24 protein-coding genes are annotated in these 24,396 nt (G+C 69.5%); 11 read left to right on the top strand and 13 right to left on the bottom strand.

The window, feature by feature from the left end; all coding sequences use genetic code 11:
* The 5 genes from AB0B82_RS00850 to AB0B82_RS00830 form a co-directional block, all read right to left on the bottom strand.
* Positions 1–978 carry a GNAT family N-acetyltransferase gene (locus AB0B82_RS00850; protein ID WP_360160992.1) on the bottom strand — a complete coding sequence of 326 codons (978 nt, stop codon included), beginning with the start codon at positions 976–978 and terminating at the stop codon, positions 1–3.
* On the bottom strand, positions 975–2,078 hold the full coding sequence (locus AB0B82_RS00845) for a DUF1343 domain-containing protein (RefSeq protein ID WP_360160990.1): 1,104 nt from the start codon (positions 2,076–2,078) through the stop codon (positions 975–977). The genes AB0B82_RS00850 and AB0B82_RS00845 overlap by 4 nt, the downstream gene beginning before the upstream one ends.
* A 150-nt stretch (positions 2,079–2,228) precedes the next feature.
* Positions 2,229–2,990, bottom strand: coding sequence for an alpha/beta fold hydrolase (locus AB0B82_RS00840; RefSeq protein ID WP_360160988.1), 762 nt, complete (start codon positions 2,988–2,990; stop codon positions 2,229–2,231).
* Positions 2,991–3,003: 13 nt separating this feature from the next.
* Positions 3,004–3,297 carry a hypothetical protein gene (locus tag AB0B82_RS00835; protein WP_360160986.1) on the bottom strand — a complete coding sequence of 98 codons (294 nt, stop codon included), beginning with the start codon at positions 3,295–3,297 and terminating at the stop codon, positions 3,004–3,006.
* Positions 3,298–3,327: 30 nt separating this feature from the next.
* Positions 3,328–4,359, bottom strand: coding sequence for an acyl-CoA desaturase (locus tag AB0B82_RS00830; RefSeq protein WP_360160984.1), 1,032 nt, complete (start codon positions 4,357–4,359; stop codon positions 3,328–3,330).
* Positions 4,360–4,549: 190 nt separating this feature from the next.
* Between AB0B82_RS00830 and AB0B82_RS00825 the strand changes: the two genes are divergently transcribed.
* Together AB0B82_RS00825 and AB0B82_RS00820 are read left to right on the top strand one after the other, a co-directional pair.
* Positions 4,550–5,848, top strand: a complete 1,299-nt coding sequence (locus AB0B82_RS00825; protein WP_360160982.1) for a sensor histidine kinase — start codon at positions 4,550–4,552, stop codon at positions 5,846–5,848.
* The gene (locus AB0B82_RS00820; protein WP_360160980.1) at positions 5,800–6,447 is read left to right on the top strand and encodes a response regulator transcription factor; all 648 of its coding nucleotides are present in this window, start codon (positions 5,800–5,802) and stop codon (positions 6,445–6,447) included. Before AB0B82_RS00825 ends, AB0B82_RS00820 begins: the two co-directional genes overlap by 49 nt.
* Here the strand turns inward: AB0B82_RS00820 and AB0B82_RS00815 are convergent.
* Positions 6,429–7,259, bottom strand: a complete 831-nt coding sequence (locus AB0B82_RS00815; RefSeq protein ID WP_360160978.1) for a helix-turn-helix domain-containing protein — start codon at positions 7,257–7,259, stop codon at positions 6,429–6,431. The two genes, AB0B82_RS00820 and AB0B82_RS00815, sit on opposite strands and share 19 nt — an antisense overlap.
* A 50-nt stretch (positions 7,260–7,309) precedes the next feature.
* Between AB0B82_RS00815 and AB0B82_RS00810 the strand changes: the two genes are divergently transcribed.
* The gene (locus AB0B82_RS00810) at positions 7,310–8,098 is read left to right on the top strand and encodes a phytanoyl-CoA dioxygenase family protein (RefSeq protein WP_360160976.1); all 789 of its coding nucleotides are present in this window, start codon (positions 7,310–7,312) and stop codon (positions 8,096–8,098) included.
* Here AB0B82_RS00810 and AB0B82_RS00805 read toward each other — a convergent pair.
* The 4 genes from AB0B82_RS00805 to AB0B82_RS00790 all read right to left on the bottom strand — a co-directional run bounded on the left by AB0B82_RS00805 (position 8,077) and on the right by AB0B82_RS00790 (position 12,597).
* Positions 8,077–9,225, bottom strand: coding sequence for a hypothetical protein (locus tag AB0B82_RS00805; protein ID WP_360160974.1), 1,149 nt, complete (start codon positions 9,223–9,225; stop codon positions 8,077–8,079). The genes AB0B82_RS00810 and AB0B82_RS00805 overlap by 22 nt on opposite strands.
* Before the next feature lie 113 nt (positions 9,226–9,338).
* Complete coding sequence (locus AB0B82_RS00800; RefSeq protein WP_360160972.1) at positions 9,339–10,460, bottom strand: zeta toxin family protein; 1,122 nt, start codon at positions 10,458–10,460, stop codon at positions 9,339–9,341.
* Positions 10,457–10,762 (bottom strand): hypothetical protein, encoded by a 306-nt coding sequence (locus AB0B82_RS00795; protein ID WP_360160970.1) that lies wholly within the window; start codon positions 10,760–10,762, stop codon positions 10,457–10,459. The genes AB0B82_RS00800 and AB0B82_RS00795 overlap by 4 nt, the downstream gene beginning before the upstream one ends.
* 56 nt (positions 10,763–10,818) lie before the next feature.
* Positions 10,819–12,597: a 3-hydroxybutyryl-CoA dehydrogenase gene (locus AB0B82_RS00790; protein ID WP_360160968.1), complete on the bottom strand. Its 1,779-nt coding sequence runs from the start codon at positions 12,595–12,597 to the stop codon at positions 10,819–10,821.
* A 109-nt stretch (positions 12,598–12,706) separates the two neighbouring features.
* Between AB0B82_RS00790 and AB0B82_RS00785 the strand changes: the two genes are divergently transcribed.
* Positions 12,707–14,788, top strand: a complete 2,082-nt coding sequence (locus AB0B82_RS00785) for a hypothetical protein (protein ID WP_360160966.1) — start codon at positions 12,707–12,709, stop codon at positions 14,786–14,788.
* Between the two features lie 46 nt (positions 14,789–14,834).
* On the opposite strand, the gene AB0B82_RS00780 is transcribed toward AB0B82_RS00785, so the two are convergent.
* A complete protein-coding gene (locus AB0B82_RS00780; protein WP_360160964.1) occupies positions 14,835–15,173 on the bottom strand; it encodes a hypothetical protein in 339 nt (112 codons plus the stop codon).
* Positions 15,170–15,493, bottom strand: coding sequence for a hypothetical protein (locus tag AB0B82_RS00775; protein ID WP_360160962.1), 324 nt, complete (start codon positions 15,491–15,493; stop codon positions 15,170–15,172). The genes AB0B82_RS00780 and AB0B82_RS00775 overlap by 4 nt, the downstream gene beginning before the upstream one ends.
* 49 nt (positions 15,494–15,542) lie before the next feature.
* Between AB0B82_RS00775 and nucS the strand changes: the two genes are divergently transcribed.
* From nucS to glmS, 3 genes are all read left to right on the top strand, one after another.
* Positions 15,543–16,202 (top strand): endonuclease NucS, encoded by a 660-nt coding sequence (gene nucS, locus AB0B82_RS00770; RefSeq protein ID WP_360160960.1) that lies wholly within the window; start codon positions 15,543–15,545, stop codon positions 16,200–16,202.
* A 94-nt stretch (positions 16,203–16,296) separates the two neighbouring features.
* Positions 16,297–16,578, top strand: coding sequence for a hypothetical protein (locus AB0B82_RS00765; protein ID WP_360161098.1), 282 nt, complete (start codon positions 16,297–16,299; stop codon positions 16,576–16,578).
* Positions 16,579–16,617: 39 nt separating this feature from the next.
* Positions 16,618–18,438, top strand: coding sequence for a glutamine--fructose-6-phosphate transaminase (isomerizing) (glmS, locus tag AB0B82_RS00760; protein ID WP_360160958.1), 1,821 nt, complete (start codon positions 16,618–16,620; stop codon positions 18,436–18,438).
* A 94-nt stretch (positions 18,439–18,532) separates the two neighbouring features.
* On the opposite strand, the gene glsA is transcribed toward glmS, so the two are convergent.
* Positions 18,533–19,981: a glutaminase A gene (gene glsA / locus AB0B82_RS00755; RefSeq protein WP_360160956.1), complete on the bottom strand. Its 1,449-nt coding sequence runs from the start codon at positions 19,979–19,981 to the stop codon at positions 18,533–18,535.
* A 151-nt stretch (positions 19,982–20,132) separates the two neighbouring features.
* Here glsA and AB0B82_RS00750 point away from each other — a divergent pair, with 151 nt between their 5' ends.
* The 4 genes from AB0B82_RS00750 to AB0B82_RS00735 all read left to right on the top strand — a co-directional run bounded on the left by AB0B82_RS00750 (position 20,133) and on the right by AB0B82_RS00735 (position 24,354).
* Entirely contained in the window at positions 20,133–21,248 is a 1,116-nt protein-coding gene (locus tag AB0B82_RS00750) for a mandelate racemase/muconate lactonizing enzyme family protein (RefSeq protein ID WP_360160954.1), read from the top strand.
* A complete protein-coding gene (locus AB0B82_RS00745; protein WP_360160952.1) occupies positions 21,245–21,925 on the top strand; it encodes a FadR/GntR family transcriptional regulator in 681 nt (226 codons plus the stop codon). Before AB0B82_RS00750 ends, AB0B82_RS00745 begins: the two co-directional genes overlap by 4 nt.
* 300 nt (positions 21,926–22,225) lie before the next feature.
* Positions 22,226–23,176 carry a phosphotransferase gene (locus AB0B82_RS00740; RefSeq protein WP_360160950.1) on the top strand — a complete coding sequence of 317 codons (951 nt, stop codon included), beginning with the start codon at positions 22,226–22,228 and terminating at the stop codon, positions 23,174–23,176.
* A 281-nt stretch (positions 23,177–23,457) separates the two neighbouring features.
* Positions 23,458–24,354, top strand: coding sequence for a LysR substrate-binding domain-containing protein (locus AB0B82_RS00735; protein WP_360160948.1), 897 nt, complete (start codon positions 23,458–23,460; stop codon positions 24,352–24,354).
* Positions 24,355–24,396 lie beyond the last annotated feature (42 nt).

Below are 24,396 nucleotides of genomic sequence, written 5' to 3'. Positions count from 1 at the left end.
TCATTCCTTCCCGCCGTCCGGGTGCAGGGGCGCCCGGAGGATGGTGAACGTGCGCGTGATGTCGAACCCCGTTTTGAGATACAGCTGCCCGGCCGCGGAGGTTTCCCCGGTCCACAGGAACCAGGCGCCATGGGCGCCGGCCGCGACCATCCGTTCGAGGGTCAGGTGCAGCAGTACCTTGCCGAGACCGGTACCGCGGGACGCCGGCAGTACGCCGAATGGCCCGAACCGGTCGATGACCCCTTCGTAGGTCCCGTGCATGGCCCAGCCGAGGATCTCCCGGCCGGGGTCTCGCGCCACCACGATGCGGTCCAGTGGCAGTCCGGACACGGCACCCTCGCGGATCGCGCGTGCCCAGTCCGGGTTGAACTCCGCGCCGGCGATCGCGATCAGCGCGGTCAGTTCGTCGCCCGACGGTGTGCCGAAGCTGTAGCCCTCGGCCGTCAGGGCCTCGATGCGGCGGCGGACGTCGTCCGGAACGGCGTACCCGACAAGGCTGCGGTCCATCGCGACCGCGTCGTACCGGCGCTCGAAGCCCAGCCCGGTGAGCAGTCCGGCGGCCTCCGGGTAGCGGGCGGTGTCGAGGCCGGGCACGAAGTAGTTCGGGGTGTACGACGAGAAGTACACCTCGGAACGTCCGTGCGACCGGAGCCAGTCCATTGCCGCCGACACCAAGGCTTGGCCGATGCCACGCCGGCGGTGCTCCGGATGCACGAAGAAGAACGGGATCCATCCGGACGCCGGCTCCAGGTCGTCGGCGTCGGCCGCGACCAGCCGACGGACGCCGTACGCCGCGCCGACGATCTGATCGTTGCTCACGGCTACCTGGAGGCCGGCCGCGTCGAAGTTGCGGTCGAGCAGGAACAGGTCGCGCAGCCGCTGGTACGAGATCGGGTCGGCCGGTGCCGCCGCGGTCCACACGTCGGCGAGCTGCGGCCCGTCCCCGACCTGGAACGAGCGGATCGTCACGTCGGTCATCCGACCTCCTCGTAGAGCAGTACGTCCGGGCGCACCCACCCGGCCGGTGTGGTTGCCGCGGGCAAGAGCTCGGCCGGGTCGTCACCGGCCTCGAGTGCCTTGCGCAACGAGTCCGAGCCCCACAGCTTGTCCAGCGACGGCAGGAGCGCGAAGTCGTCCGGATACAGCTCGTTGAGCACGCCCAGCATGACCAGCGCGGTGCGGACCGGCTCGAACGCCTCCCGGTCGACGACATGCAGTTGGACGCCGGACACCGTGTCGCCGGCGTACTTGCTGAAGACCGGCTCGAACCACGTGCGCCGGAAGATCACGCCGGGCAACTCACACGCACGCAGCGCGGACAGCAGCCGGTCGTCGACGTACGGCGCTCCGATCGTCTCGAACGGTCGCGTCGTACCGCGGCCCTCGCTGAGGTTGGTGCCCTCGAACAGGCCGGTGCCGGGGTAGACGAGCGCGGTGTCCGGCGTCGGCATGTTCGGCGACGGCGGCACCCAGGGCAGACCGGTGGCGGTCTCGGTGCGGGTCCAGCCCTCGACCTCGACGACTGTTGCCGTACCCAACTGTCGGGCGAGCTCACCGACCGTCAGGCCGTGCCGGAGCGGGATCGGCGCGCGGCCGACGAAGCTCTCGAAGCCGGGCTGCAGCATCGGTCCCTCGACGCGGACGCCGCCGAGCGGGTTCGGGCGGTCGAGCACGACGAACGGCAGGCCGAGGCGGGCGGCTGCCTGCTGGCAGTCGTACATCGTCCAGATGTAGGTGTAGAACCGCGTGCCGATGTCCTGGATGTCGAAGAGCAGCACGTCGACATCGGCGAACAGGTCGTCGAGCGCCTGGTCCTTGCGGCGGTACGTGTCGAAAACCGGGAGGCCGGTGTCGGGGTCGACGCCTTCGCCCTCGCTGTCGCCCGCCTGCGCCGTGCCGCGGAGGCCGTGCTCGGGTCCGTACAACGCCGTCAGCGGGAGGCCGGCCGTACGCAGCGCGACCGAGGTCGGCGTGAGATCCGGCAGGACGCCGGTGAAATTCGTGATCAGCCCCAGTCGCCCGTCGGGCACCAGCCTCGGGTCCTCCGCCAGGCGCTGCGCACCGGTCCGGACCGCCATTCGTCACCACATCCAACCCAGATCGTGGATCCTGCAGGAACTGGGTTGAAAACTTACCGACGCAAGGACTCAGAGGTCAATGGATAACTGACAACCGTTTACCAAGTCGCTGCGGGTCAGCGTAGCGGGGCCGCGGCAGCGGGCAGCAGGTCAGGGCAGGAAGGGGGTGAGAGCGGCGAGGAAGTCGTCGAGGCGTTCGGCGTGGACCCAGTGACCGGCTTCGGGGACCACGGCGTACTGGACGTGCGGGAAGTACGCCGCGATGGTCGCGCGGTGGTCCTGCTGGACGTAGTCGGACTTACCGCCGTAGATGAACAGGGTCGGTCCGTCGTAGCGGCCCTGGACATCGGGCCAGCCGGAGATGGCCGGCAATGCGGCCTCGATCACCGGGAGGTTCGGGCGCCAGCGGGCGCCGTCGGCGTCGAGGATGAGGTTCTGCAGGAGGAACGCGCGCGTCCCCGGTGTCGGTACGGCGTCGGCGAGCTGCGCGTCGACCTCGGCACGACGGGTCACCGACGAGAGGTCGGCGGTACGCATCGCGCGGGCGTACGCCTCGAACGCCGGCGGGTACGCGACCGGTGCGGCGTCCACCACGACGAGCCGCTCGACGACCGCCGGGTACTGCAGCGCGGTGAGCATCGCGGTCTTGCCGCCCATCGAATGCCCGACGAGCGCGACCGGTCCGACCCCGAGGGAGTCGATCGTCTCGCGGACGTCGTCGGCCATCTCCGGGTAACTCATCGTGCCGACGTGCGGCGACGTACCGTGGTTGCGCAGGTCGAACGCGAACACCCGATGCCGGTCCGCGAGCCGGCGCGCCGCGGTCATCCAGTTCCGCCCGGAGCCGAACAACCCGTGCATCACCACGACCGGCGTACCGGCGTCGCCGTACGACGTGACCGGAAGCTTCATCGAGCGCCCCTTCTCATCGACTGCGCTGCCAGCAGGCGGTGTGCCAGTGCCGCCGCTCGTCCAGCGACTGGCTACCGCCGATCGCGCCGAGCAGACTCGGGCTCTCCGGCCAGACCACCACATGCGGCGTCGCCGGCGGGATCAGCTGGTCGCAGCCAGGACAGCGGTACGACTTCGCCGACGCCGACCCGGAGATCCGGCGGACGATCCACTCACCGTCGGCCTTCACCTCACGGGTCTGGGAACCGCCGAACAGCGGCCGGTCGCTGACCGGCCGCTGCCACTTGGAAGGCTTTCTGCGCGACATAGCCCCTTAAGGCTAGTCGTATGACCTAGGTCACTGCCTGGCGTCTGCGCGCAACTCCGCGCCGACGTCGTGCATGTGGCGGAGACCGAGGCGGTAGGACTCGAGCAGGCTGGTGGACACGTACGGCATGCCGATGCGCTCGCAGTACGCCCGGACGATCGGCTGGGCGAAGCGGAGGTTGGCGCGCGGCATGCTCGGGAAGAGGTGGTGCTCGATCTGGTAGTTCAGGCCGCCCATCATCCAGTCCGTGACCAGACCACCGTTGACGTTGCGCGACGTCAGCACCTGCTTCTCCAGGTGGCCCCAGTTGGTGTCGTCGTCCGGCATCTCCATGCCCTTGTGGTTGGGCGCGAACACGCTGCCGAGGTGCAGGCCGAACACCATGTGATGGATCAGCGCGAACAGCACCGCCTGCCCGGGCGACATGATCAGGAACAGCGCGCCGAAGTACAGCACCAGATGGGCCGCCAGCAGCCCGAGCTCGGTCTTCTCCGTCCGCCGGCGGCCGAGCAGGAAGCGAACGCTCGACACCTTCAGGTTGAAGCCCTCGAGGGTGAGCAACGGGAAGAAGATCCGCGCCTGGTTGCGGGACAGCCAGCCTTCGATCCCCTTGCGGCCGGCGGCCTGCTCGAGGGTCCAGACCAGAACGCCCTCCCCGACGTCAGGGTCCTTGTCGGTGTGGTTCGGGTTCGCGTGATGCCGGTTGTGCTTGTCGTTCCACCAGGCGTAGCTCATGCCGAGCAGCAGGTTGCCGTGCAGCATCCCGATCCAGTCGTGCAGCTTGCGCGAGGCGGCGATCTGCTGATGCCCCGCATCGTGCCCGAAGAAGGCCGCGCGGGTGGTCAGGATGCCCAATGGTACGGCGAGCAGCAGCACCCACCAGGACGCGCCGACGACCGCGATCGCCGCCCAGGTGATCGCCGTCAGCGCCACGTTGATCCCGATCGCCATCACGTACGCCGCGGTCCGGCGCTCGAGCAGTCCGGCGGCCTTGATCTCGCGCAGCAGCGGCGAGAATTCGGAGCGGCGGGTAGCAGTGGGTGACACAGACGGCTGAGCCATCAGGACCTCGTCTCGTAAGCGGGTGGAGGCCAAGGCGTTCAGCCACGGCCAAGGGTACGGCATCCAGCCTCCGTGCCCCTACGGCCGAAAACATGAGAGTTAATACCCGATCTGTCGGGGACCCAGTGCCCGGGGAAAAGTGGAGATAACCCCACTGCCCGGACTCTCACGCTGGGTCATGATGGTGGACATGAGCACCGTGGTCAGCACCGAAGCGCCGCCGCTGCGTTACCCGAAGGTCGCGCAGCCGTGGATCGCGCTGTTCCTCGCGATCCTGGCCGAGCTCGGGATCGCCCTGTTCGTCCTCAGCGTGGTCGCCGTGCCGCTGATCGCGGTCTGGGTCGGCATCCCGCTGCTGCTGGTGGTGATTCCGGCCGCGCGCTGGTTCGCGAACTGTCACCGCACGATGCTGGCCGGCTTCCTCGGCGAGCGGATCCCGCGGCCGTACAAGAAGCCGCCGATGCCCGGCATGCTGATGCGGCTGCGGACCATCCTCACCGACCCGCAGACCTGGCGCGACATCATCTGGCTGCTGGTGAACGCGGTGATCGGGTTCACGCTGTGTCTGCTGAGCGCGGTGCTGTTCCTGGCCACGCTGTTCTACACCGTCTATCCGCTGCTCGTCGGCGTCACGCCGGAGGGCATCTTCACCGAGCCGTTCGGCGGGCTGTTCACGGTGAACTTCTGGACCAGCTTCCTGCTGCTCCCGGTCGCGCTGTTCGCGTTCATGATCTGGTACGCCGCCGGCGAGCGGCTGCTGAAGGCGAACGCGTACGTCGCCCGCTCACTGCTCGGCCCGACCGAGAGTGCGAAGCTGGCGATGCGGGTCCGCGAACTGAAGGAGTCCCGCGCCGAGACCGTCGACACCCAGGCGGCCGAGCTGCGCCGGATCGAGCGCGACCTGCACGACGGTGCCCAGGCCCGGCTGGCCGCGCTCAGCATGAACCTCGGTATGGCCGAGGAGATGGTGGCGCGGGACCCGGCCCAGGCGGCGGCGCTGCTCACCGAAGCGCGGCAGTCGGCGAGTACGGCGCTGTCGGAGCTGCGCGATCTGGTCCGCGGGATCCACCCGCCGGTGCTCGCCGATCGCGGCCTGGAAGGTGCGGTCAAGGCGCTCGCGCTGACCTGCCCGTTCAAGGTCGACGTCAGCTACGACGTTCCCGCCCGCCCGCCCGCGCCGGTCGAGTCGGCGGCGTACTTCGCGGTTGCCGAATGCCTGGCGAACGCGGTCAAGTACTCGTCCGCGACGAACGCCTGGGTGCAGATCACGCACGAGGATGAGAAGCTGCACATGATCGTCGGTGACGACGGCGTGGGAGGCGCGGCCGTCAAACCCGGCGGCGGTCTGTACGGTATCGAGCGGCGGCTGGCCGCCTTCGACGGTACGTTGACCGTGGTGAGCCCGAGCGCCGGGCCGACCACCGTGATCATGGAGCTACCTTGCGAGTCCTCATCGCTGAAGACAACGCCCTCCTCCGGGACGGCCTGATCCGGCTGCTCGAAGCGCACGACTTCGAGGTCGTCGAGGCGGTCGACAACGGGCCCCGCCTGGTGCCCGCGCTGGTGGAGCACCGGCCGGATGTCGCGGTCGTCGACGTCCGGCTGCCGCCGACCTTCACCGACGAGGGCCTGAAGGCCGCGATCGAGGCCCGCGGGAAGATCGCGGGCCTGCCGATCCTGGTGCTCTCGCAGTACGTCGAGCAGCTGTACGCGCGCGAGCTGCTCACCGGCGGTGGAGGCGGCGTCGGGTACCTGCTCAAGGACCGGGTGTCGAACGTGGCCGACTTCCTCGACGCGGTCCGCCGGGTCGCGGCCGGTGGCACCGCGATGGACCCGGACGTGATCGGTCAGCTGCTGGCCCGCAACACCCGCGACGAGCCGATCAGCCGACTGACCCCGCGCGAGTCCGAGGTGCTCGGGCTGATGGCCGAGGGCCGCTCGAACGCAGCGATCGCCAGTGCGCTCTTCGTCACCGAGAAGGCAGTCAGCAAGCACACCAACAGCATCTTCGCCAAGCTCGACCTGCCGCCGTCCGAGGACGACAACCGGCGCGTCATGGCAGTGCTCACTTACCTTTCGTCGCGCTGACTGCGGATCTCCAGCTCGGGCCTGCGGCGGTACGCGGTGGGGCTCTTTCCGGTGTGCAGACGGAATCTGGTCGCGAAGTACAGCGGGTCCGCGTACCCGACCTGGGCGGCGACCGACGCGACCGAACGGCTGGTCAGCTCGAGCAGCCTGGCGGCCGCGTCGAGACGCCGGCGTTCGACAAACTGCTGCGGCGTGACGCCGAGCTGCTCGCGGAACAGGTGCGCGAAGCGGGAGACCGACAGGTTCACCGCGCGGGCCAGCCGCGGTACGTCGAGGTGCGCGGTCAGGTCCTGATCGATCAACTCGATCGCGCGCAGCAGCCGATCGTCGATCCGGACCGCCTTCGGGTTCTGCGTGTCGCACCACAGCAACGCCGCCTCGAGCGAGTTCGCGCTGAGCTGTTCGGCTTGCGGCAGGACGCTGCGCTGATGGCGTACGGCGTCCCTCAGGTGGTCGGCGATCCGCTCGAAGGTGGGTGTTGCCGGCTCGAGCTGAAGGGTGCCGGGGGCAACTTCGGGCCAGTCCAGCAGAGGCAACCAGTCCGGCTTCGGGTTGAGGTGCGCGTACAGGAAGTGCCAGCGCTCGCCGACGGTCGCGTAATCGTGGAGCGTGCCGGGACGGACCAGCGTGATGCTGCCCGGACGGGCGGCGACCGGACCGAATCGTCCCCGGCCGTCGAGGGTCTGGACCAGCAGCCAGTCGGTGGTGCCGTGCCGCCGGAAGGTCGCGTACTCAGCCCCCTCGTCGAACTCACCGGTCGCCAGCCGGCGCACGACCGGCTTCGGGGACTCAGCAGGATCTCGAAGGTTCACAGCGCAATAGGCTATCGCTGTCACGCCCGCTGCGCCCACATCCTGAAGCTATGACGCAGACTGTGCTGGACATCTACCGGCGGGACGGCATCGTCCAGGTCCCGCAGTTGCTCGAACCTGCCGAGGTCGAGCGGATCAAGACCGTTTTCATGGAGCAGGTCGCGGTCGACCACTCGCTCGCGATCGACGACGGCGTACCGGACGACGACCCGCTGGCGAAGTTCCCGCGGTTCGTGCATCCGCATCGCGCGCTCGGCACCGAGGCGGGCAAGCTCTCGCTGGAACTGATGCTCGACAGCCGGATCCTCGATGTGGTGCAGGCGCTGATCGGGCCGGCGCTCGGCGCCCAGTCGATGTTCTACTTCAAGCCGCCGGGGGCCCGCGGGCAGGCGCTGCACCAGGACAACACGTTCCTGCGCGCGGACCCGGAGACCTGTCTCGCGGCCTGGATCGCGATCGACGACGTCGACGCCGCGAACGGCGGACTGGCGGTCGTGCCCGGTTCGCACCAGACCGAGCTGGTCTGCCCGGAGCCGGCCGACTTGACCGAGTCGTTCACCGGTGTCGAGGTGCCGGTGCCGGACGGACTCACCAAGGTGCAGACGCGGATGCGGGCGGGCGACGTGCTGTTCTTCCACGGCAGTGTCGTCCACGGCTCGCGGCCGAATTCCACCTCCGACCGCTTCCGCCGGTCGCTGATCTTCCACTACATCCCGGAGGACAGCGTCGAGATCGCCGCCTTCTACAACCCACTGGTCCGGCCGGACCGCCGCGAAACCGTCCTGCCCGAGGCCATCGGCGGCGGCCCGTGCGGCGACTACGCCATGGCCGAGCCGTAAACCTTCCGGGCCAGCGCGCAGCCGACGGAGATCGCGAGCAGTACCGCTCCTCCGGCCACGATCTTGGCGACCGGGTTCGGCGGGTCGAAATCGGACTGCGTCGCTGCCGCGGCGAGGCAGGTGAGCAGAGTCGAGCCGAGCAGTCCGGTGGCGAGTGTGGTCATGCGGAGCAGAGTCGCCGTGGGTGACGGGTCGAAGCGGCGGCCCTGGAACCGTAGCCCCGGGCTCGGTTCCGGGGCGTACCGGCCGTAGTCGTCGTACACGTACTGCGGGATCTTGACGCGGTCGAGCGCCGTGATGCCTTCGGTCAGGAGCCCGGGGGTGAGCGGTTGGCTACGAGACAGGACCAGCGCCGAACTCGCGACGGCGAGTGCGATCGGGCGCAGGTCGAGCAGTGTCTGCATCGTGCGTGGATGGAGGACTGCGGTGAGGTAGCGCGGTTCGTCGCCGATCACGTCGAAGCTGCGGTTGAACTCGCCGCTCTCGAGCGTGACGTCCGATCTTGTCAGCCCGCCCGGCTGGACCTGCAGCGGCGGCAGCGCGACAGGCAGCGTGGTGACAAAGGCGCTCAGGCGGTCCCGGCGGCACAGCAACCCGTGCCAGCGCAGCCACTGCACCTCGAAGGCGATGCCCTGCGGCGTCTGGACGACATTGCGCGCCGACCACGTCCGGCCGACCGGCAGCGGGAGCTGCGGCAACCGCAGTTCGCGCGGGTCGACGACGCGCCATCCGTTGCGCTGGGCGGCGTCCCGGATCGCGCGGGTGGTTGCCCGCGGCCACGAGTAGGCGATGACCACACCGAGCAGGACGATGGTCGCGAGCAGTGGGAGTACGGCGAGCAACACCGCCGGGCCCGCGTCGTACGTCGACCACGCGATGCGCGCCGCGACCACCCCGACCCCGAACACCGCGATCCAGCGCGCGAACGTCGCCGTACCCGTCGAGATCCCGAGCAGCACCCACGCCGCCGGGATCACCAGCACCGCGACCAGGAACATCAACGACGTCCACCCCGGCCACTCGACCCCGACCACCCCCGGCATCGTGATCAGTCCCAGACCGGTCACCACCACCAACAACATGGCCGCCACCGACACCAGGCGCTGCCGCCACGAACTCCTCCGCACCCGTCCGAGTCTGCCCGCACGGTGGGTTCACCCACCGCGTTGTGGGTTCCCCACCCTCCCGAACGGTCAGGAACCCACCACACGATGGGTGAACCCACCGCGTGCGGGAGGCCTCAGCGGGTCAGGTCACCGCCGCGGGCCGGTCGGTCGACGCCGGGGTTGGGCGATCCGCCGGGGTTGGGCGATCCGCCGGCAACCTCCGGCGTCGTTCGGGTCTCAGGAGCCCGGATGGCTCCGGGTGCGGCGATGCCGGCGCTCGCGACCCGCTGTACGTCGGTCAACCGGGCGTCGAGCCGACCGGCATCGGCGAGTCGGCGGCCCACATCGGTGAGGTGGGTGGGGGCGGCCTGCGGATGGGAACTGGGTTCGCCGCGCGCCTCGTGGCGCGTCATCGCGGCGCGGACCTCGGCGATCACCGGGGCCGGCAGCCTGTCGCCGCGGTCCAGCAGGGGTAGAGCGGTGGCCAGGAACTGGTCGTGTTCGGCCGGGGTCGGCGGACGGTTGCGTTCGGCAAGGACGGTGTCCTTCGCCTGGTACGGCCCGGGCATGCGCCCGTCGTCCGCGCGCTGGTTCTCGTACAGCACGTAGCCGTCGCGATCGACGATGTAGAGGTCGTCGACGGCCGCGGTCGCCTCGAGTTCGTGGACCGTGTCCGGCACCAGCCGGTACGCCAGCTCGGCGAGGTCCGTCCGCACCCAGCGGCCGGCTCCCGTGTCGTCCACTGCTTGCTGGTAGCGGCTCGCGCGGCCGAGCCGGCAGTTCGCCTCGTGCGTCACGACGTACGCCAACGCCACCCGGTAGTCGACGGCCCGGAACCCGTCGATCCACCCCTTCGCCACCGGCACCCGATGCAGCGGTGCGCTCGCGATCACGTCGTACTGCGGCTCGCCGGCGCGGAGGTGCTGGAGGCAGCGCACCATCATGCCGCGCGGGAGGTACTGCGCAAGGTCGTCGGCCGCGCGGAGCCCGCGGGATCGCATGATCGCGTCGTACCGCGGGTGCGCGGTGATGTCGTCGTCGAAGTCGTACACCGCGACCGATGGTCCGAGCGACTGCTGCAGCAACCACTGCGTGGTCGACTTCCCCGAGCCGGGCGGACCACCGATCAGCACCACCAGCGGACGCTGACCCGGCTGCCGCATCGGCGCCTCGACCGGCGTGATCTGCGCCAGCCGACGCGCAAGCACCGCCCGCTCCTCGGACGGCGACAGCTCGAGCCGCCTGCTCTCGATCATCCGTCGAGCTCGGCCTGCAACCGCGCCAGCAGCTCCGGGTACTCCGCCAGCACGACCCGCCGCTCCGCGGCCGTCATCGCGGCATGCCGGCGGAACTCGTCGGTGTAGATCTTTTGCTCGGCCTCGAGTTCGGCCCTTCGGGCCTCGTCGGTCTCCCGCGCGATCAGCGAGTTGTAGCACGTGAGCACACCGCGGACGAGGTTGTAGACGCGCTCGCGCTCGACCCGTTCCGCTGCGCTCGGCGGTGGGATCGGTTGCCCGCCGAGGGCGTCGGTGAGGTGCTTCTTCGACTCGTCCGACATGGCGGCAGGGTAGCCGAACGGCTCAGTCCGTCGGTACCAGTTTCTGTCGGTTCCGGTCAGCTGCTGTAGTCGCGGAAGCCGCGGCCGGTCTTGCGGCCGAGGTACCCCGCGGTGACCAGGTGTTCGAGCAGCGGCGCCGGCGCGAAGCCGGGCTCGCGGAACTCCAGGTAGAGGGTGCGCTGGATGGCGAGCGCCACGTCCAGCCCGACCACGTCGAGGAGTTCGAACGGGCCCATCGGCAGCCGGCAGCCGAGCTTCATCGCGGCGTCGATGTCGTCGACGCCGGCGTAGTGCGCCTCGAGCATTCGGACCGCGTCGTTCAGGTACGGGAACAGCAGCGCGTTCACGATGAAGCCGGCCCGGTCCCCGCACCGCACCGGGTGCTTGCCCGCGGCAACGGCAACGGCGGCCACGGTGTCGGCGACCTCCGGAGCGGTGCTGACCGTGCTGACCACCTCGACCAGCTGCATCACCGGCGCCGGGTTGAAGAAGTGCAGCCCGACCACGTCGGCCGGCCGCTTGGTCGCCATCGCCAGGTCGATGACCGGCAGCGACGACGTCGTGGTGGCCAGGATCGCGCCTGGCTTGCAGATCTCGTCGAACGTCTCGAACAGCGCCTGCTTGACGCTCAGCTCCTCGACCACGGCCTCGATCACCAGGTCCGCGCCCGCCAGGTCGTCGAGCTTCGCCGTACCGGTCACCCGGCGCAGCGCCGCGTCGCGTTCCTCCGACGACAGCTTGCCGCGCTGGACGCCCTTCTCCAGCGAGCGCTCCAAGACGCCGCGGACGCGTTCGACCTTCTCGGTACCCCGGGCGACGTACCGCACGTCGTACCCGGCCTTGGCGAGCACCTCGACGATGCCGACCGCCATCGTCCCGGAGCCGACCACGCCGACCTGCTTGATGGGTCGTACGGCGGTTCCGCCGGCGGCCGGCCGTGGCGTGTGCTCGTCGTCGACCACGACCGGCGAGTCCGGCGCCTCGTAAGTGTAGAAGCCGCGCCCGGTCTTCCGGCCGAGCAGCCCGGCGGTGACCATCTGCTTGAGGATGGGGGCCGGCGCGTGCAGGCGGTTGCGGCCCTGCTTGTACATCGTGTCGAGGATCTCGTACGTCGTGTCGAGGCCGATCAGGTCGAGCAGCGCCAGCGGGCCCATCGGATAGCCACAGCCGAGCCGCATCGCCGCGTCGACGTCCTCGCGGGTCGCGTACTTCGACTCGACCATCGAGACCGCGTGGTTGAGGTACCCGAACAGCAGCGCGTTCGCGATGAACCCGGCCCGATCGGCAGCGACGACCGGCACCTTGTGCAGCCGGCGGGCCAGCGCCTGGACGTCCTCGACCACGTCCGGCTCGGTGACCACGGTCTTGATCACCTCGACGAACTCCTGCACCGGAGCCGGGTTGAAGAAGTGCATGCCGACGACCCGGCGCGGGCGCTGGGTGGCGACCGAGATCTCGGTCACCGACAGCGACGAGGTGTTGGTGGCCAGGATCGCGTCCTCGCGAACGATCTTGTCCAGTGCGGCGAAGATCTCGCGCTTCAGCTCGAGCCGCTCGACGACCGCCTCGACAACCAGGTCGCAGTCGGCCAGCGCCTCCAGCGAGGTCGCGAACGTGACCCGGTCGAAGATCGCCTGCTGGTCCTCGACCGACAGCTTGCCGCGCTTCACGGCCCGGTCGGTCGAGTGCTGGATGTGCCCGCGGCCGCGCTCGACCGCCTCCTCGTCCCGCTCGACGCCGACGACCGTCAGGCCGTTGCGCGCGAACACCTCGGCGATCCCGGCGCCCATCGTGCCGAGACCCACCACACCGACCGTCGTCAATTCCCGAGCCATGCTCTGCACTATGCCAGTCCGGACACTGGTCCGCCCATGAGTTGCGTCACCGCCGAGGTCAACCTCACACCGCCCGCCCCTGACCTCGCCCCCGCCGATAGTGGTACTCATGCTCGCCCGGGTGCTGACCGCAGTCGCCAGCCTCTGCCTGCTCACCACCACAGCCACGGGTACGGCGGCCGCAGCTACCTCGGGCACCGGCGCAGCGGACTCCGGTCTGGTGGACTCCGGCGTGGTGGAGGCGCCGGTGGTAGTTGTAGGTGTTGGCGGGCTGACCTGGGACAACCTGACCGCGGACGGCGCCCCAACGCTGTGGCGGATGCTCGAGGACGGGGCCAGCGCCGCGGCGATGACGGTGCGCACTGTGCACTCGCCACCGTGCCCGCTGGACGGCTGGCTGTCGTTGTCGGCCGGGCGAGCCGCCACCGACCCTCAGCTGCACCGCGGTCGCGACTGTACGGCGATCCCGCCCCTGAACCGAGGTACCGTCGACGGCTGGGCCGGGCTGGTCGCGGCACAACGCGCCTCGGTGTACGACCCGACGCTGGGCCTCCTCGGTACGACTCTTGCCGACAGCAACGTCTGCGCCGCCGCCGTCGGCCCGGGCGCGGCACTGGCCCTCGCCGACCGCCAGGGCCGGGTTGCCAGGTACTACGAATCCGTCCGGGCCACCCGTTGGGACTGCCCGGTGACCATGGTCGACGCCGGCGTACTGGATCGCCGCCGCGACCCCGGACGAGCTCTCCGCCAGGCAGACGACACGGTGCGTGAGGTACTCGAGCGCGCGCCCTCCAACGCAACCGTCATCGTCCTCGGCGTCTCCCAACCGCTGCACTCGACGCTGGCGATGAGCGCTGCACTGGTCAGAGGTCCACGCACCACGGACCAACTGCTGACCGCGCAGTCCACTCGCTGGCCGGGCATCGTGCGGTTGCTCGACATCCCCTCGACGATCGTGGACGCGGTCGGCGTGACCGAGCCTAACGACTTCACCGGCGCACCGCTCATCGCCGCGGGGCAGCGCCCACCCGCGGACGACACCGCCAGGAAGCTCAGCGACGTCACCCAACGCGACCGCGACCTTCGCCGAAGTTCGGGCTGGTTCGTCAACGGACTGGCCGCGGCCGTGCTGCTGGCGATCGGCACCCTGGCCTGGCTCCGGCGGTCCGGGCGCGATCCGCGGCCGGCCGAGTTCGCCCTGCTGGTACTCGCCGCACTGCCGTTGTGCTCCTACCTGGTCCGCCTGATCCAGTGGTGGCGCTGGCCGGTGCCGCTGGTGGCGTTGTGGCTGGGAATGCTCCTCGGCGCGCTAGGGCTCGCCCTCGTACTCCGCCGCCTGCCGCGCCCAGTCACAACGCTGTCCGGCCTTACTGTCGCCGTACTCGCACTCGACGCGATCACCGGCACAGTGCTGCACCACGGCAGTCCGCTCGGGCCGTCGCCGCTGTCGGGCGGGCGGTACTACGGGTTCGGCAACACCACCTTCGTCGTGTTCGCCGTCCACGCCGTGATCTTCGCGGCCGGCCTCGCCAGGTGGCTCAGTGCGCGGTACGGCGGGTCTGTCGCGGCAGGTGCCGTCGCAGCGATCGGCGTGGTCACGGTTGTCGTCGACGCCTGGCCGACGTGGGGTGCGGACGTTGGCGGCGGCTTTGCCATCGTCCCGGCGTTCGTCCTGCTCACACTCGACGTACTCGGCCGACGGATCGGCCTGGTACGGCTGGTGCTTACCGGCGTGGCTGCCGTTGCAGCGGTCGCCGTGATCAGCGTGCTCGACTGGCTGCGTCCAGCCGCGTCACGCTCCCACGCCGGGCGTTTTGTCGAGGACCTCCTCCACGGCGACGGTCTGGACGTCGTGACGCGCAAGGCCGGCTACGCCCTCGGTTCACTCAGCGGCGGACCGCACCTGTGGCTGGCAGGCGCCCTGCTGCTGTACCTGGTTGCTGTGGTAGTCGCACGCCGCCAACTGTCGCCCGCGTGGTTCGAACGGGCCGTCGCGGAGCGGAAGTACCTGTGGGGCGCTTTCGTCGCCGTGGTGACCGTCGCGGCCATCGGCTCGGCGGCCAACGACTACGGGCTGCGCATCGCCCTCCTGACCTTGGCTGTCGCCGGGCCGCCCTTGGCACTGAGCGTCGCCTCCACCTGGACCGCTAGCAGGACTGAGGAAACACAGGAACTGACGCTGCCTGGCTGAGCGTCCGCGCCGCTCTTCCAGCATCACCGGAGTCTCCATCCACCCGTCATGTAGCCGGCGCGCATGATGATTCGGGGTGTTGCGGGATCAGGGTCCACCCGTCGCCGGTGTGTTCTATGACGGCGGGGAGGGTGAGACCGAGGCTCAGGTTGAGGACGACGACGGTCTCGCCGCGGTGGAGGTCCGCGATGGACTGCAGCTCTTCCTCCGGGCGTCGGGCGAGGTCCGGTACGACGGTGAGCCGGACGCCGAGGTGTTCGGCCAGCCCAGCCCCCGCGGCTTCGTCAGCCGGCCCCGCGTACACCTGCGCCACCCGCTCACCCACCACGGCCTCGCGCACATCCCCCGGCAGCACCACGATCCGGGCCGGACACATGAGATTCATGGGCGGACGTACTCCAGCGCGGCTGCGGCGTACTCGGACCAAACGTCCGACTGATCCACCGGAATCCGCACCCACTCCTTCATCGGCCGTCCCATCCCAGGATCGAAGGCCTCCGCACCGGGCAGCGCGAGCGCCTTCGCCCGCGGCTCGGGCGGCAGCTTGAAGGTCATCGTGTCGCCGTACATCCCGACGAGCACCTTCCGGCCGATCTTCAGGCACGGCATCCCGAACATGCTGCCGCGCACCACGCCGGCCGGCTCCAGGCCGGTCGCGACCCGGTCGTACGCCGCGGCCGCCGCGTCACTCACTCTCGGCATCATGCTCACCACCTTGCCACCGCGGCGGGCCGGTGCACTACGGTGCTTTGTCGTGCGCTTGGTGATTGCTACGTGTTCTGTCGACTACTCGGGGCGGCTGACGGCTCATCTCCCGATGGCACCGCGGCTGCTGATGGTGAAGGCGGACGGGTCCGTGCTGATCCACGCCGACGGCGGGTCGTACAAACCGCTGAACTGGATGTCGCCGCCGTGCAAGCTGACGGAGGAGGACGGCGTCTGGAGCGTCACCAACAAGGCGGGTGAGGAGCTGCGCATCACCATCGAGGAGGTGCACAGCGACACCGCGTACGAACTCGGGCAGGACCCCGGCCTGATCAAGGACGGCGTCGAGGCCCATCTGCAGGAGCTGCTCGCCGAGCACGTGACCACGTTCGGCGAGGGCTGGACGCTGGTCCGCCGCGAGTACCCGACCGCGATCGGCCCGGTCGACCTGCTGCTCCGCGACGCCGACGGCAAGCACGTCGCGGTCGAGGTCAAGCGCCGCGGCGAGATCGACGGCGTCGAGCAGCTCACCCGGTACGTCGAACTGCTGAACCGCGACCCGCTGCTCGCCCCGGTGCGCGGCATCTTCGCCGCCCAGCTGATCAAGCCGCAGGCCCAGTTTCTCGCCACCGACCGCGGCCTGGAGTGCCTCACGGTCGACTACGACGCGCTCCGTGGCATGGAGTCCGACGTACTCCGCCTGTTCTGACGGCATCGCTTAACTCCTGACAAAGAAGTGAGTTTGCCCGATTTCGGGCAGAAGCTTTGCGTTGGCCCCGAAAAGACTGCATGGTTGACGCGTGATCAGTGAGGCGGCGGCGGTGGAACCGGTCGACGAGCTGGCCGATCAGGTCAGCCGGACGACGGGGCTGTCGCCGGATGTGGCGCGCCGCGTGGTCGCCGACGTCCTGGCCTATTTCACCGAGACGACCGAGGAGTACGTCCGGCGCCGGCACCGTGAGCTGCAGACGTACGGCGCCCGCAACGACGAGATCTTCGCGCGCCTCGGCACCGAGCTCCGGCACTGGCCGGTCCGCTCTCCGGAACTCTCCGCCCGGCAGCTGCGACGGATCGTCTACGGCTGACGGGCCCGCTCAACCGAACCTACGAAGGGGCACCACTACATGTGCGGAATCGTCGGGTACGTCGGCACGAAGCCGGCCGCGCCCATCCTGGTGGACGGCCTGGCCCGGCTGGAGTACCGCGGATACGACTCGGCCGGCGTCGCCGTGCTCGGGTCCAGCGAGCTCAAGGTGCACAAGGACGCCGGCCGGGTCCGTGAGCTGGAGGCCTCGCTGCCGAAGCGGTTCGGCGGCAAGCTCGGTATCGGCCACACCCGGTGGGCCACCCACGGCGGGCCGAGCAAGGACAACGCCCACCCGCACGTCAGCGGCAACGAGCGGATCGCGGTCGTGCACAACGGCATCTTCGACAACGCCGCCGCGATCCGCGCCCAGCTCGAGGACGCCGGCGTCAAGCTGCGCTCGGAGACCGACACCGAGGTGCTCGCGCACCTGATCGAGCAGGCCGACGGCGACACCCTCGAGGAGAAGGTGCTGGCCAGCCTGCGCCGGATCGAGGGCACGTACGGCATCGCGGTCATCGACCTGGAGTTCCCGGACCGGATCGTGGTCGCCCGGAACGGCAGCCCGCTGATCCTCGGCATCGGCGACGGCGAGATGCACATCGCCTCCGACGCGGCCGCGCTGATCCGCTACACCCGCCAGGTTGTGTACCTGGACGACGGCGAGCTGGCGACCGTCCGCGCCGACGGGTACCGGACGTTCACCCAGGACGCGTCCCCGACCACCAAGACTGCGAAGACGGTCGAGTGGGAGGCCGACGAGTACGAGCGCGGTCTGCACGAGCACTTCATGATGAAGGAGATCCACGAGCAACCCGACGCGGTCAGCCGGGTCATCCGCGGCCGGCTGGACGAGCGTTTCCACACCGTGCACCTCGGCGGCCTGAACATGGACGCCCGCGAGGCCCGGGAGATCAAGCGGGTCAAGATCCTCGGCTGCGGATCGGCGTACTACGCCGGCCAGATGGGCGCGCAGTTCATCGAGGAGGTCGCGCGGATCCCCGCCGACGCCGAGCCGGCGTCGGAGTTCCGGTACCGCAACCCGGTCGTCGAGCGGGACACGCTGTACGTCGCGGTGTCGCAGTCCGGTGAGACCCTGGACACCCTGGTCGCGGTGCAGGAGCTGAAGCGCAAGGGCGGTCGCGTGATCGGCCTGGTCAACGCGGTCGGTTCGAGCATCGCCCGTGAGGTCGACGGCGGTGTCTACCTGCACGCCGGCCCCGAGGTCTCGGTGGCGTCGACGAAGGCGCTGACCAACATGGCAGTCGGGTTCGCGATGCTCGGCATCCACCTCGGCCGGATCCGGGACGTCTCCCCCGCCGACGGCCGGCGGCTGATCGACGGGCTGAAGAAGCTCCCCGAGCACATCTCGCAGATCGTCGCGCAGGAGAAGGAGCTGGCCGAGATCGCCGGCCGGCTGGCCAAGCACGAGTCGCTGTTCTTCGTCGGCCGGACCCGCGGGTACCCGGTCGCGCGTGAGGGTGCGCAGAAGCTGAAGGAGATCTCGTACCGGCACGCCGAGGCGTACCAGACCTCCGAGCTCAAGCACGGCCCGCTGGCGCTGATCTCGCCGGACGTGCCGAGCGTCGCGATCGTCCCCGACGACGAGCTGCTCGACCGCAACATCGGCGCGCTGCACGAGATCAACGCCCGCTCCGGCCCGCTGTACGTCGTCACGCACCCGGGCGTCGAGGTTCCGGACGGCGTCGCGGCGAAGATCGTCGTCCCGAAGAACGAGCCCGAGCTGGACCCGATCCTGCTCACGATCCCGCTGCAGATCATCGCGTACTACGCCGCGGTCGCGCTCGGCCACGACGTCGACAAGCCGCGCAACCTGGCGAAGTCGGTCACCGTCGAATAGCGGATCCCCAGGCCGTCACCACGGCCACGGATGCACCACGGCCCCCGTCACGCTCAGCGTGGCGGGGGCCGTTGGATTGTGATGGTCTGGGGATTCAGAGCTGCTGTCCCGGTTGCGTGGATTTGCGCTGTGTCCCGGCGGCGGGACGCTCGGTCGGCGCTGTCGTGGTGGTCGGGCCGCCGGTCCGCGGCGGGGCGATACCGGCCAGGGCGCGATCGGCCGCGCTGACAGCCTCCGCCCGGCGGTCGGCCGCGTTCAGCCCACCGCTCAGCCCACCGCTCAGTTGCCGGCCGCGCTCGGCTCCCAGTCCGCGGTACGGGTGCAGACCGAAGTCCTCGACGAGCCGCTTGCACACCTCGACGCCACGCACCGAGTTGCCGGCCGCGTCCAGGCGCGGCGAGAACGTGACGACCGCGAGCCGCTTCGACGGCACGACCAGCAGCACGTTGCCCGAGACCCCGCTCTTGGCCGGCAGCCCGACCTGATCGGAGAACTTGCCGGAGTCGTTGTACATGCCGCTGTGGCCCATGACCGACAGCACCCGTCCGGCGGTCTCCTGCGCGAAGACCCGCTCACCGCTGTACGGCGCGACGCCGCCGTTCGCGAGTGTTGCCCCGGCGGCCGCGAGGCGTTGTGCGTCGACCTCGAGCGAGCACACCTGGAAGTAGAAGTCGGCCGTCCGCGCCGCGCCGTCCTCGCCCGGCTCGGCCTTGAGCATGTCCGCGGCCTTCATCAGGCTCGCGAGGCCGCGATTCCCGTCACCGGTCGCCCGCTCCGCCAGGTACGTCTCCTGGTCGAAGCCAGGCGGCTGGCCCATCATCGCCGTCCAGGTCTCGCGCACGGTCCGGAACCGGTCGCTGGTCTGCTTCCCGTGGTCGACGAGCGCGAGCGTCGCCATCGCACCGGCGTTGATCATCGGGTTGTGCGGCCGGCGACCCTCGCCGAGCGACAGCTTGTAGTCGTTGAACGTCCCGCCGCTCTGCTCCTGCCCCACCCACCGGTGCACCTCGGTCGGGCCGAGCTGCTCGAGCGCCATCGCGTAGCTGAACGGCTTCGACGTCGACTGCACGCTGAACCCGAGGTCCGCGTCACCGATCGAGTACGTCTGCCCGTCCGCCGTGCAGATCGCGATCCCGAACTTCTCCGGATCCGCGTCCCGCAGTGTCGGGATGTAGTCCGCAACGGCGCCGTCGCGGTTCGGCAGGACGTCGGCGTAGATCGCCTGCAGCCCGCGGACGAGCTCCTGGAACTCCTCCGGCGGCACGGCAAGCTGACCGCTGAGTGCCCGATGCACGATCGCATCGCCGTGTGTCGCGACCGCGGCGTACTGCGCGAAGTCCAGCTGCACCGGCTGCGCATCGACACCCACGGGCCGGCCGTCGGCGCCCCGGACATCGGCGAGCGCCGCCCGGACCCGCGGATCGCCCGGCTGGATGCCCGCGCGGCCGAGCGCGCTCAGCAGTTCCCACGCCCAGATCCGCCCGTCGCCGTCCTGGTCCAACTGAGCGAACGGCCGCAGGGAATCCGAATCCGAAACATCCATCGCTGCTTCCTTCCCAGACAGTGAGCGCACGACGACACTGTCGGCGGTGCAGCAGGATGTCGTGCCGGTGTTTCACGCCCGGTTCACCGGGATTACGTCGGTGTCAACAAGTACTTGTTGGACAAGTTGCACACTTGTACGATCACTCGCCATGGACCGCATCCGCCAGGTGAAGCTCTCGTCCGTCGTGCTCCCGCTGGACCAACCGGTCAGCGACGCGAAGGTGCTGACCGGACGGCAACGACCGATGACCGAGGTGGTGTTTCTGTTCGCGGAGATCACGTCCACCTCGGGGCAGCACGGAATCGGGTTCAGCTACTCGAAGCGGGCCGGCGGACCGGCGCAGTACGCCCATGCGAAGGAGATCGCGGCCAATCTGATCGGCGAGGATCCGTCGGACATCGGCAAGGTGTACGACAAGCTGCTCTGGGCCGGCGCGTCGGTGGGGCGGTCCGGGGTCGCGACGCAGGCGATCGCTGCTCTCGACATCGCACTGTGGGACCTGAAGGCCAAGCGTGCCTCGTTGCCGTTGGCAAAGCTCTTGGGCGCCTATCGCGACTCGGTGCGGGCCTACAACACCTCCGGCGGGTTCTTGCACGCACCGCTTTCGGAGGTGCAGGAGCGGGCGTCGAAGTCGTTGGCCGACGGCATCGGCGGGATCAAGATCAAGGTCGGCCAGCCTGACACGCGCATCGACCTCGAGCGCGTGCGCGCCGTTCGGGAACACCTCGGCGACGACGTACCGCTGATGGTCGACGCGAACCAGCAGTGGGACCGGACGACCGCGTTGCGAATGGGCCGGGCGCTCGAGGAGTTCGATCTGGTCTGGATCGAGGAGCCGTTGGACGCGTACGACGCCGTCGGGCACGCGGAGCTGGCGGCGGCGCTCGACACGCCGATCGCGACCGGGGAGATGTTGTCGAGCGTCGGCGAACACGTGCGGCTGATCGAGGCTCGGGCTGCGGACATCATCCAGCCCGATGCGCCGCGGATCGGGGGCATCACGCCGTTCCTCCGGCTGGCGACGCTCGCCGATCACAACGGTCTGCAGCTCGCACCGCACTTCGCGATGGAGATCCATGTGCACCTGGCAGCGGCGTACCCGCGGGAGCCCTGGGTCGAACACTTCGAGTGGCTGAATCCCCTGTTCAATGAGCGGCTGGAGACCGTCGACGGCCGCATGCTGGTCCCCGATCGCCCCGGCCTGGGCTTCACCACGACCGACCAGTGCGCGCGGTGGACCGTCGACAGCTGCGAGTTCCGGTGAGCGGGCTGGCTGATCAGATCGTTGCCGAGCTGAAGCAGCGGATTCTTACCGGGGAGATTGCTCCTGGGCAGAAGTTGCCTGGGGAGAACGGGTTGGTCGAGGAGTTCGGCGTCAGCCGGACGGTGGTGCGGGAGGCTGTTTCACGGCTGCAAGCGGCCGGGTTGGTGGAGACGTTCCAGGGGCGTGGGTCCTATGTGCTGGAGGTTCCGGAACGCACGGCGGGGCTGCGCGAGGTGCGGTCGCACCGCGACGTGCTCGAGCTGCTCGACTTCCGGATCGGCGTCGAGAGCGAGGCGGCCGGCTTGGCGGCGGCCCGCCGTACGGACGCGCAGCTGAAGTCGATCGAACGCGCGTTGGACGACTTCCGGCGGGTCGGCGACGACCCGAGCCGGTCGGTCGAGGCCGACTTCGCCTTCCACCGCAAGGTCGCCGTTGCCTCAGGCAACCGCTTCTACACCGACCTGATCGCCGACCTCGGCCCGATGATGATCATGCTCCCCCGCACCCGCCTCGACCCGTCGTACGAGATGTCCGACCCCAGCCACCTCACGCGAGTCATCCACGAACACGAAAACATCCACACCGCCATCACCCACGCCGACCCCGCCGCCGCCCGAGCCGCCATGCGCCTCCACCTCACCAACACCCGCCACCGCCTGACCCCACCTCCGGGCTGACCCCAGTTCTCCCGGACGAGGCGAGCCATCCACTGGCCGGGCGTCGCCCGCACCTCCGCCGTTGTCACCGCCGGCGCGGACTCCCACCACTCACAAACCTCATGCTGCCGAGCCACGCCACGCTCACACACCACCCGGAAACCCCCGGCTGCCATGGTTAGTGAGTGGTGGAGGTCCGCCCTCGCCGGTGGCTGGGCTGCTGTACGGCCGCCCGGCGTCGGCCGCGGATCGGCCGCGGTCCGGCGTCAACGCTCGTAAACCAGCAGGCGACGTGGCCGGTTCAGTCGTACGATCCGGTGCATGTGCCGCCCTCATCCCGACGTGCTGCCCGTCGAGGTTCTGGACGACGTGGCGCGCCTGGCCGGGGCGGAGGTCACTTTGCTCGGTCGCCTCCCCGGGGGCTTCGACGTAGGTGCCGTACGCGTCCAGTTGGCCGGAGAGGCAAATGCAGTTCTCAAAGCCTGGCCCCGGGAACGCCCCGGCCAACTCGACGAGGCACTGCGAACCCAGAGAGTCGTCGAGCGCATGCGTGGGCGCGGCTACCCCACCCCGGCCTGCCTCGGCGTAGGAGCCACGGCCACGCACGTATGGCATCTGATGGACTTCGTTGATGCGTCTCCCGCCGAGCTGACCCCGTCCATCGTCGAGCAACTCATGGAGATCAACGAACTCCAGGCCGGCCAAGGCTCCGAGCCGTACGACCACTGGACGTACGCCTGGCGGCTCGCCACCGGTCAACCACCCGGCCTGCAAGAGTCCGGCCAGGCATCGGGACAAGCTTCCGGCCAGGACTTGGCTCCGGGGCTGTCAAGGGCTGTTGCCGAGCTTTCGACGTATTCGTCCGCGGTGGCCGCCTTGGTCGAGCGCCTGCGGCTGATGTGTGCCGACGTCCCACGACCACGAGAAGCACCTGACATGGTCCATGCCGATTTCAAGCCCGACAACGTGCTGATCCGGGACGGAGCGGTGGTGGCGGTCGTGGACATCGGAAACGCCGGCAGCGGTACGCGGGCGACCGATCTCACCACCCTCCAGTGGCACACGTTCCAGAACCCACAGCTCGATGGCGCCCGCGAACAACTGTGGACAAGAATCCTCGACCTGGTCGGCCGGCAGGGCGCGGCGATCCTCACAGCGACCCAGATCCTCGTGTCGCTGGAGTTCCCGATCCGCCACGGCCGCCACGACGCCGTCCCAGACCTGGTCGACCGCGGCCACACCGCCCTGGACGAACTGAGCACCCTGCGCTGACCATCGGCGTCGAGGAGGGGCGCCGCGGCGATTCCTCGCGGCGGTCCCCGGCGCGCGAACGCGGACCTCCACCACTCACTAACCTCGCACTGTCGACTCACTCCACGCTCAGACAGCGCACGAAAGTCGCCGTCAACCGCGGTTGGTGAGTGGTGGAGGTCCGCCCCACCGCCCTCGTCAACAGGGCGCTGGTCCTCCTCAGCCTCGCCGTGCGGCCTGCGCGCACTGTCAGGCCTGGCCCGTCGGTATCACGCAGACGTGAGTGATACCTTCAGAGCATCATGAGGCAGCCCAAGTTCTCCTTGGAGCAGGTCGCGGCGTTCGTGGCCGTGGCCGAGGAACTGCATTTCGGGCGGGCCGCGGAGCGGTTGGGGATGAGCCAGCCGCCGTTGAGTCGGCAGGTGCAGAAGCTCGAGCGCGCGGTCGGCGTGCGGCTGCTGGAGCGGGACAACCGAAAGGTCGAACTCACCGAGGCGGGGCGAGCGTTTCTCACCGAGGCCCACAGAATGCTCGCCTTGGTGGAAACAGCGGGAGATCTCGCGCGGCGCGTGGATCGGGGCGCGGCGGGTACGTTGCGACTCGGATTCACCGCCACGTCGGCCATCAACACACTCGGCCCACTGCTCCGTCGCCTCACCGAAGAACTGCCGGACGTCGACGTCATCCTGCACGAGCAAGTCACCCCCGCACAGCTCGACGGACTGCTCCGCGGCGAACTGGACCTCGCACTCGGCCGCCCGCCGTTGGACGCATCGACCCACACCGCCGCAGCGCTGACGTCCCGCACGGTGTTCCGCGAGCCGCTCTGTGCCGTTGTCCCCGGCAACCACCGACTCGCCGACCTGACCCGCCCGCTACGCGCCACGGATTTCACCACGGAGAAGGTGATCGGCTACTCCCCCGTCGAGGCCCGCTACTTCCACGACCTCACGGTCCGCTACCTGCAGGAACCGCGCATCGAGCACCAGGTCCAGCAGATCCTCACGGTCATCCTCCTGGTAGCGGCCGGGCGCGGCGTCGCGCTGGTACCCGCCGCAGCCCGGAACCTCGGCATCGACGGCGTCAAGTACTGCGCTCTCAAGGACCCGGGGCAGGTCGAGCTCCGCGCGATCTGGCGCCGTGACTCGACCAGCAAGGTCCTCCAGCGTGTCCTGACGATGCTCCCAGAGCATCACTAGATCCAGAATCGATCTTGGACACGGATCCACCGGCGTTCCTAG

The sequence above is a fragment of the Kribbella sp. NPDC048915 genome, from assembly GCF_040649595.1.
In the GTDB taxonomy this organism is placed as follows: domain Bacteria; phylum Actinomycetota; class Actinomycetes; order Propionibacteriales; family Kribbellaceae; genus Kribbella.
Note: the sequence above shows the minus strand (reverse complement) of the source record. Positions and strands in the feature narration are given on the sequence as shown.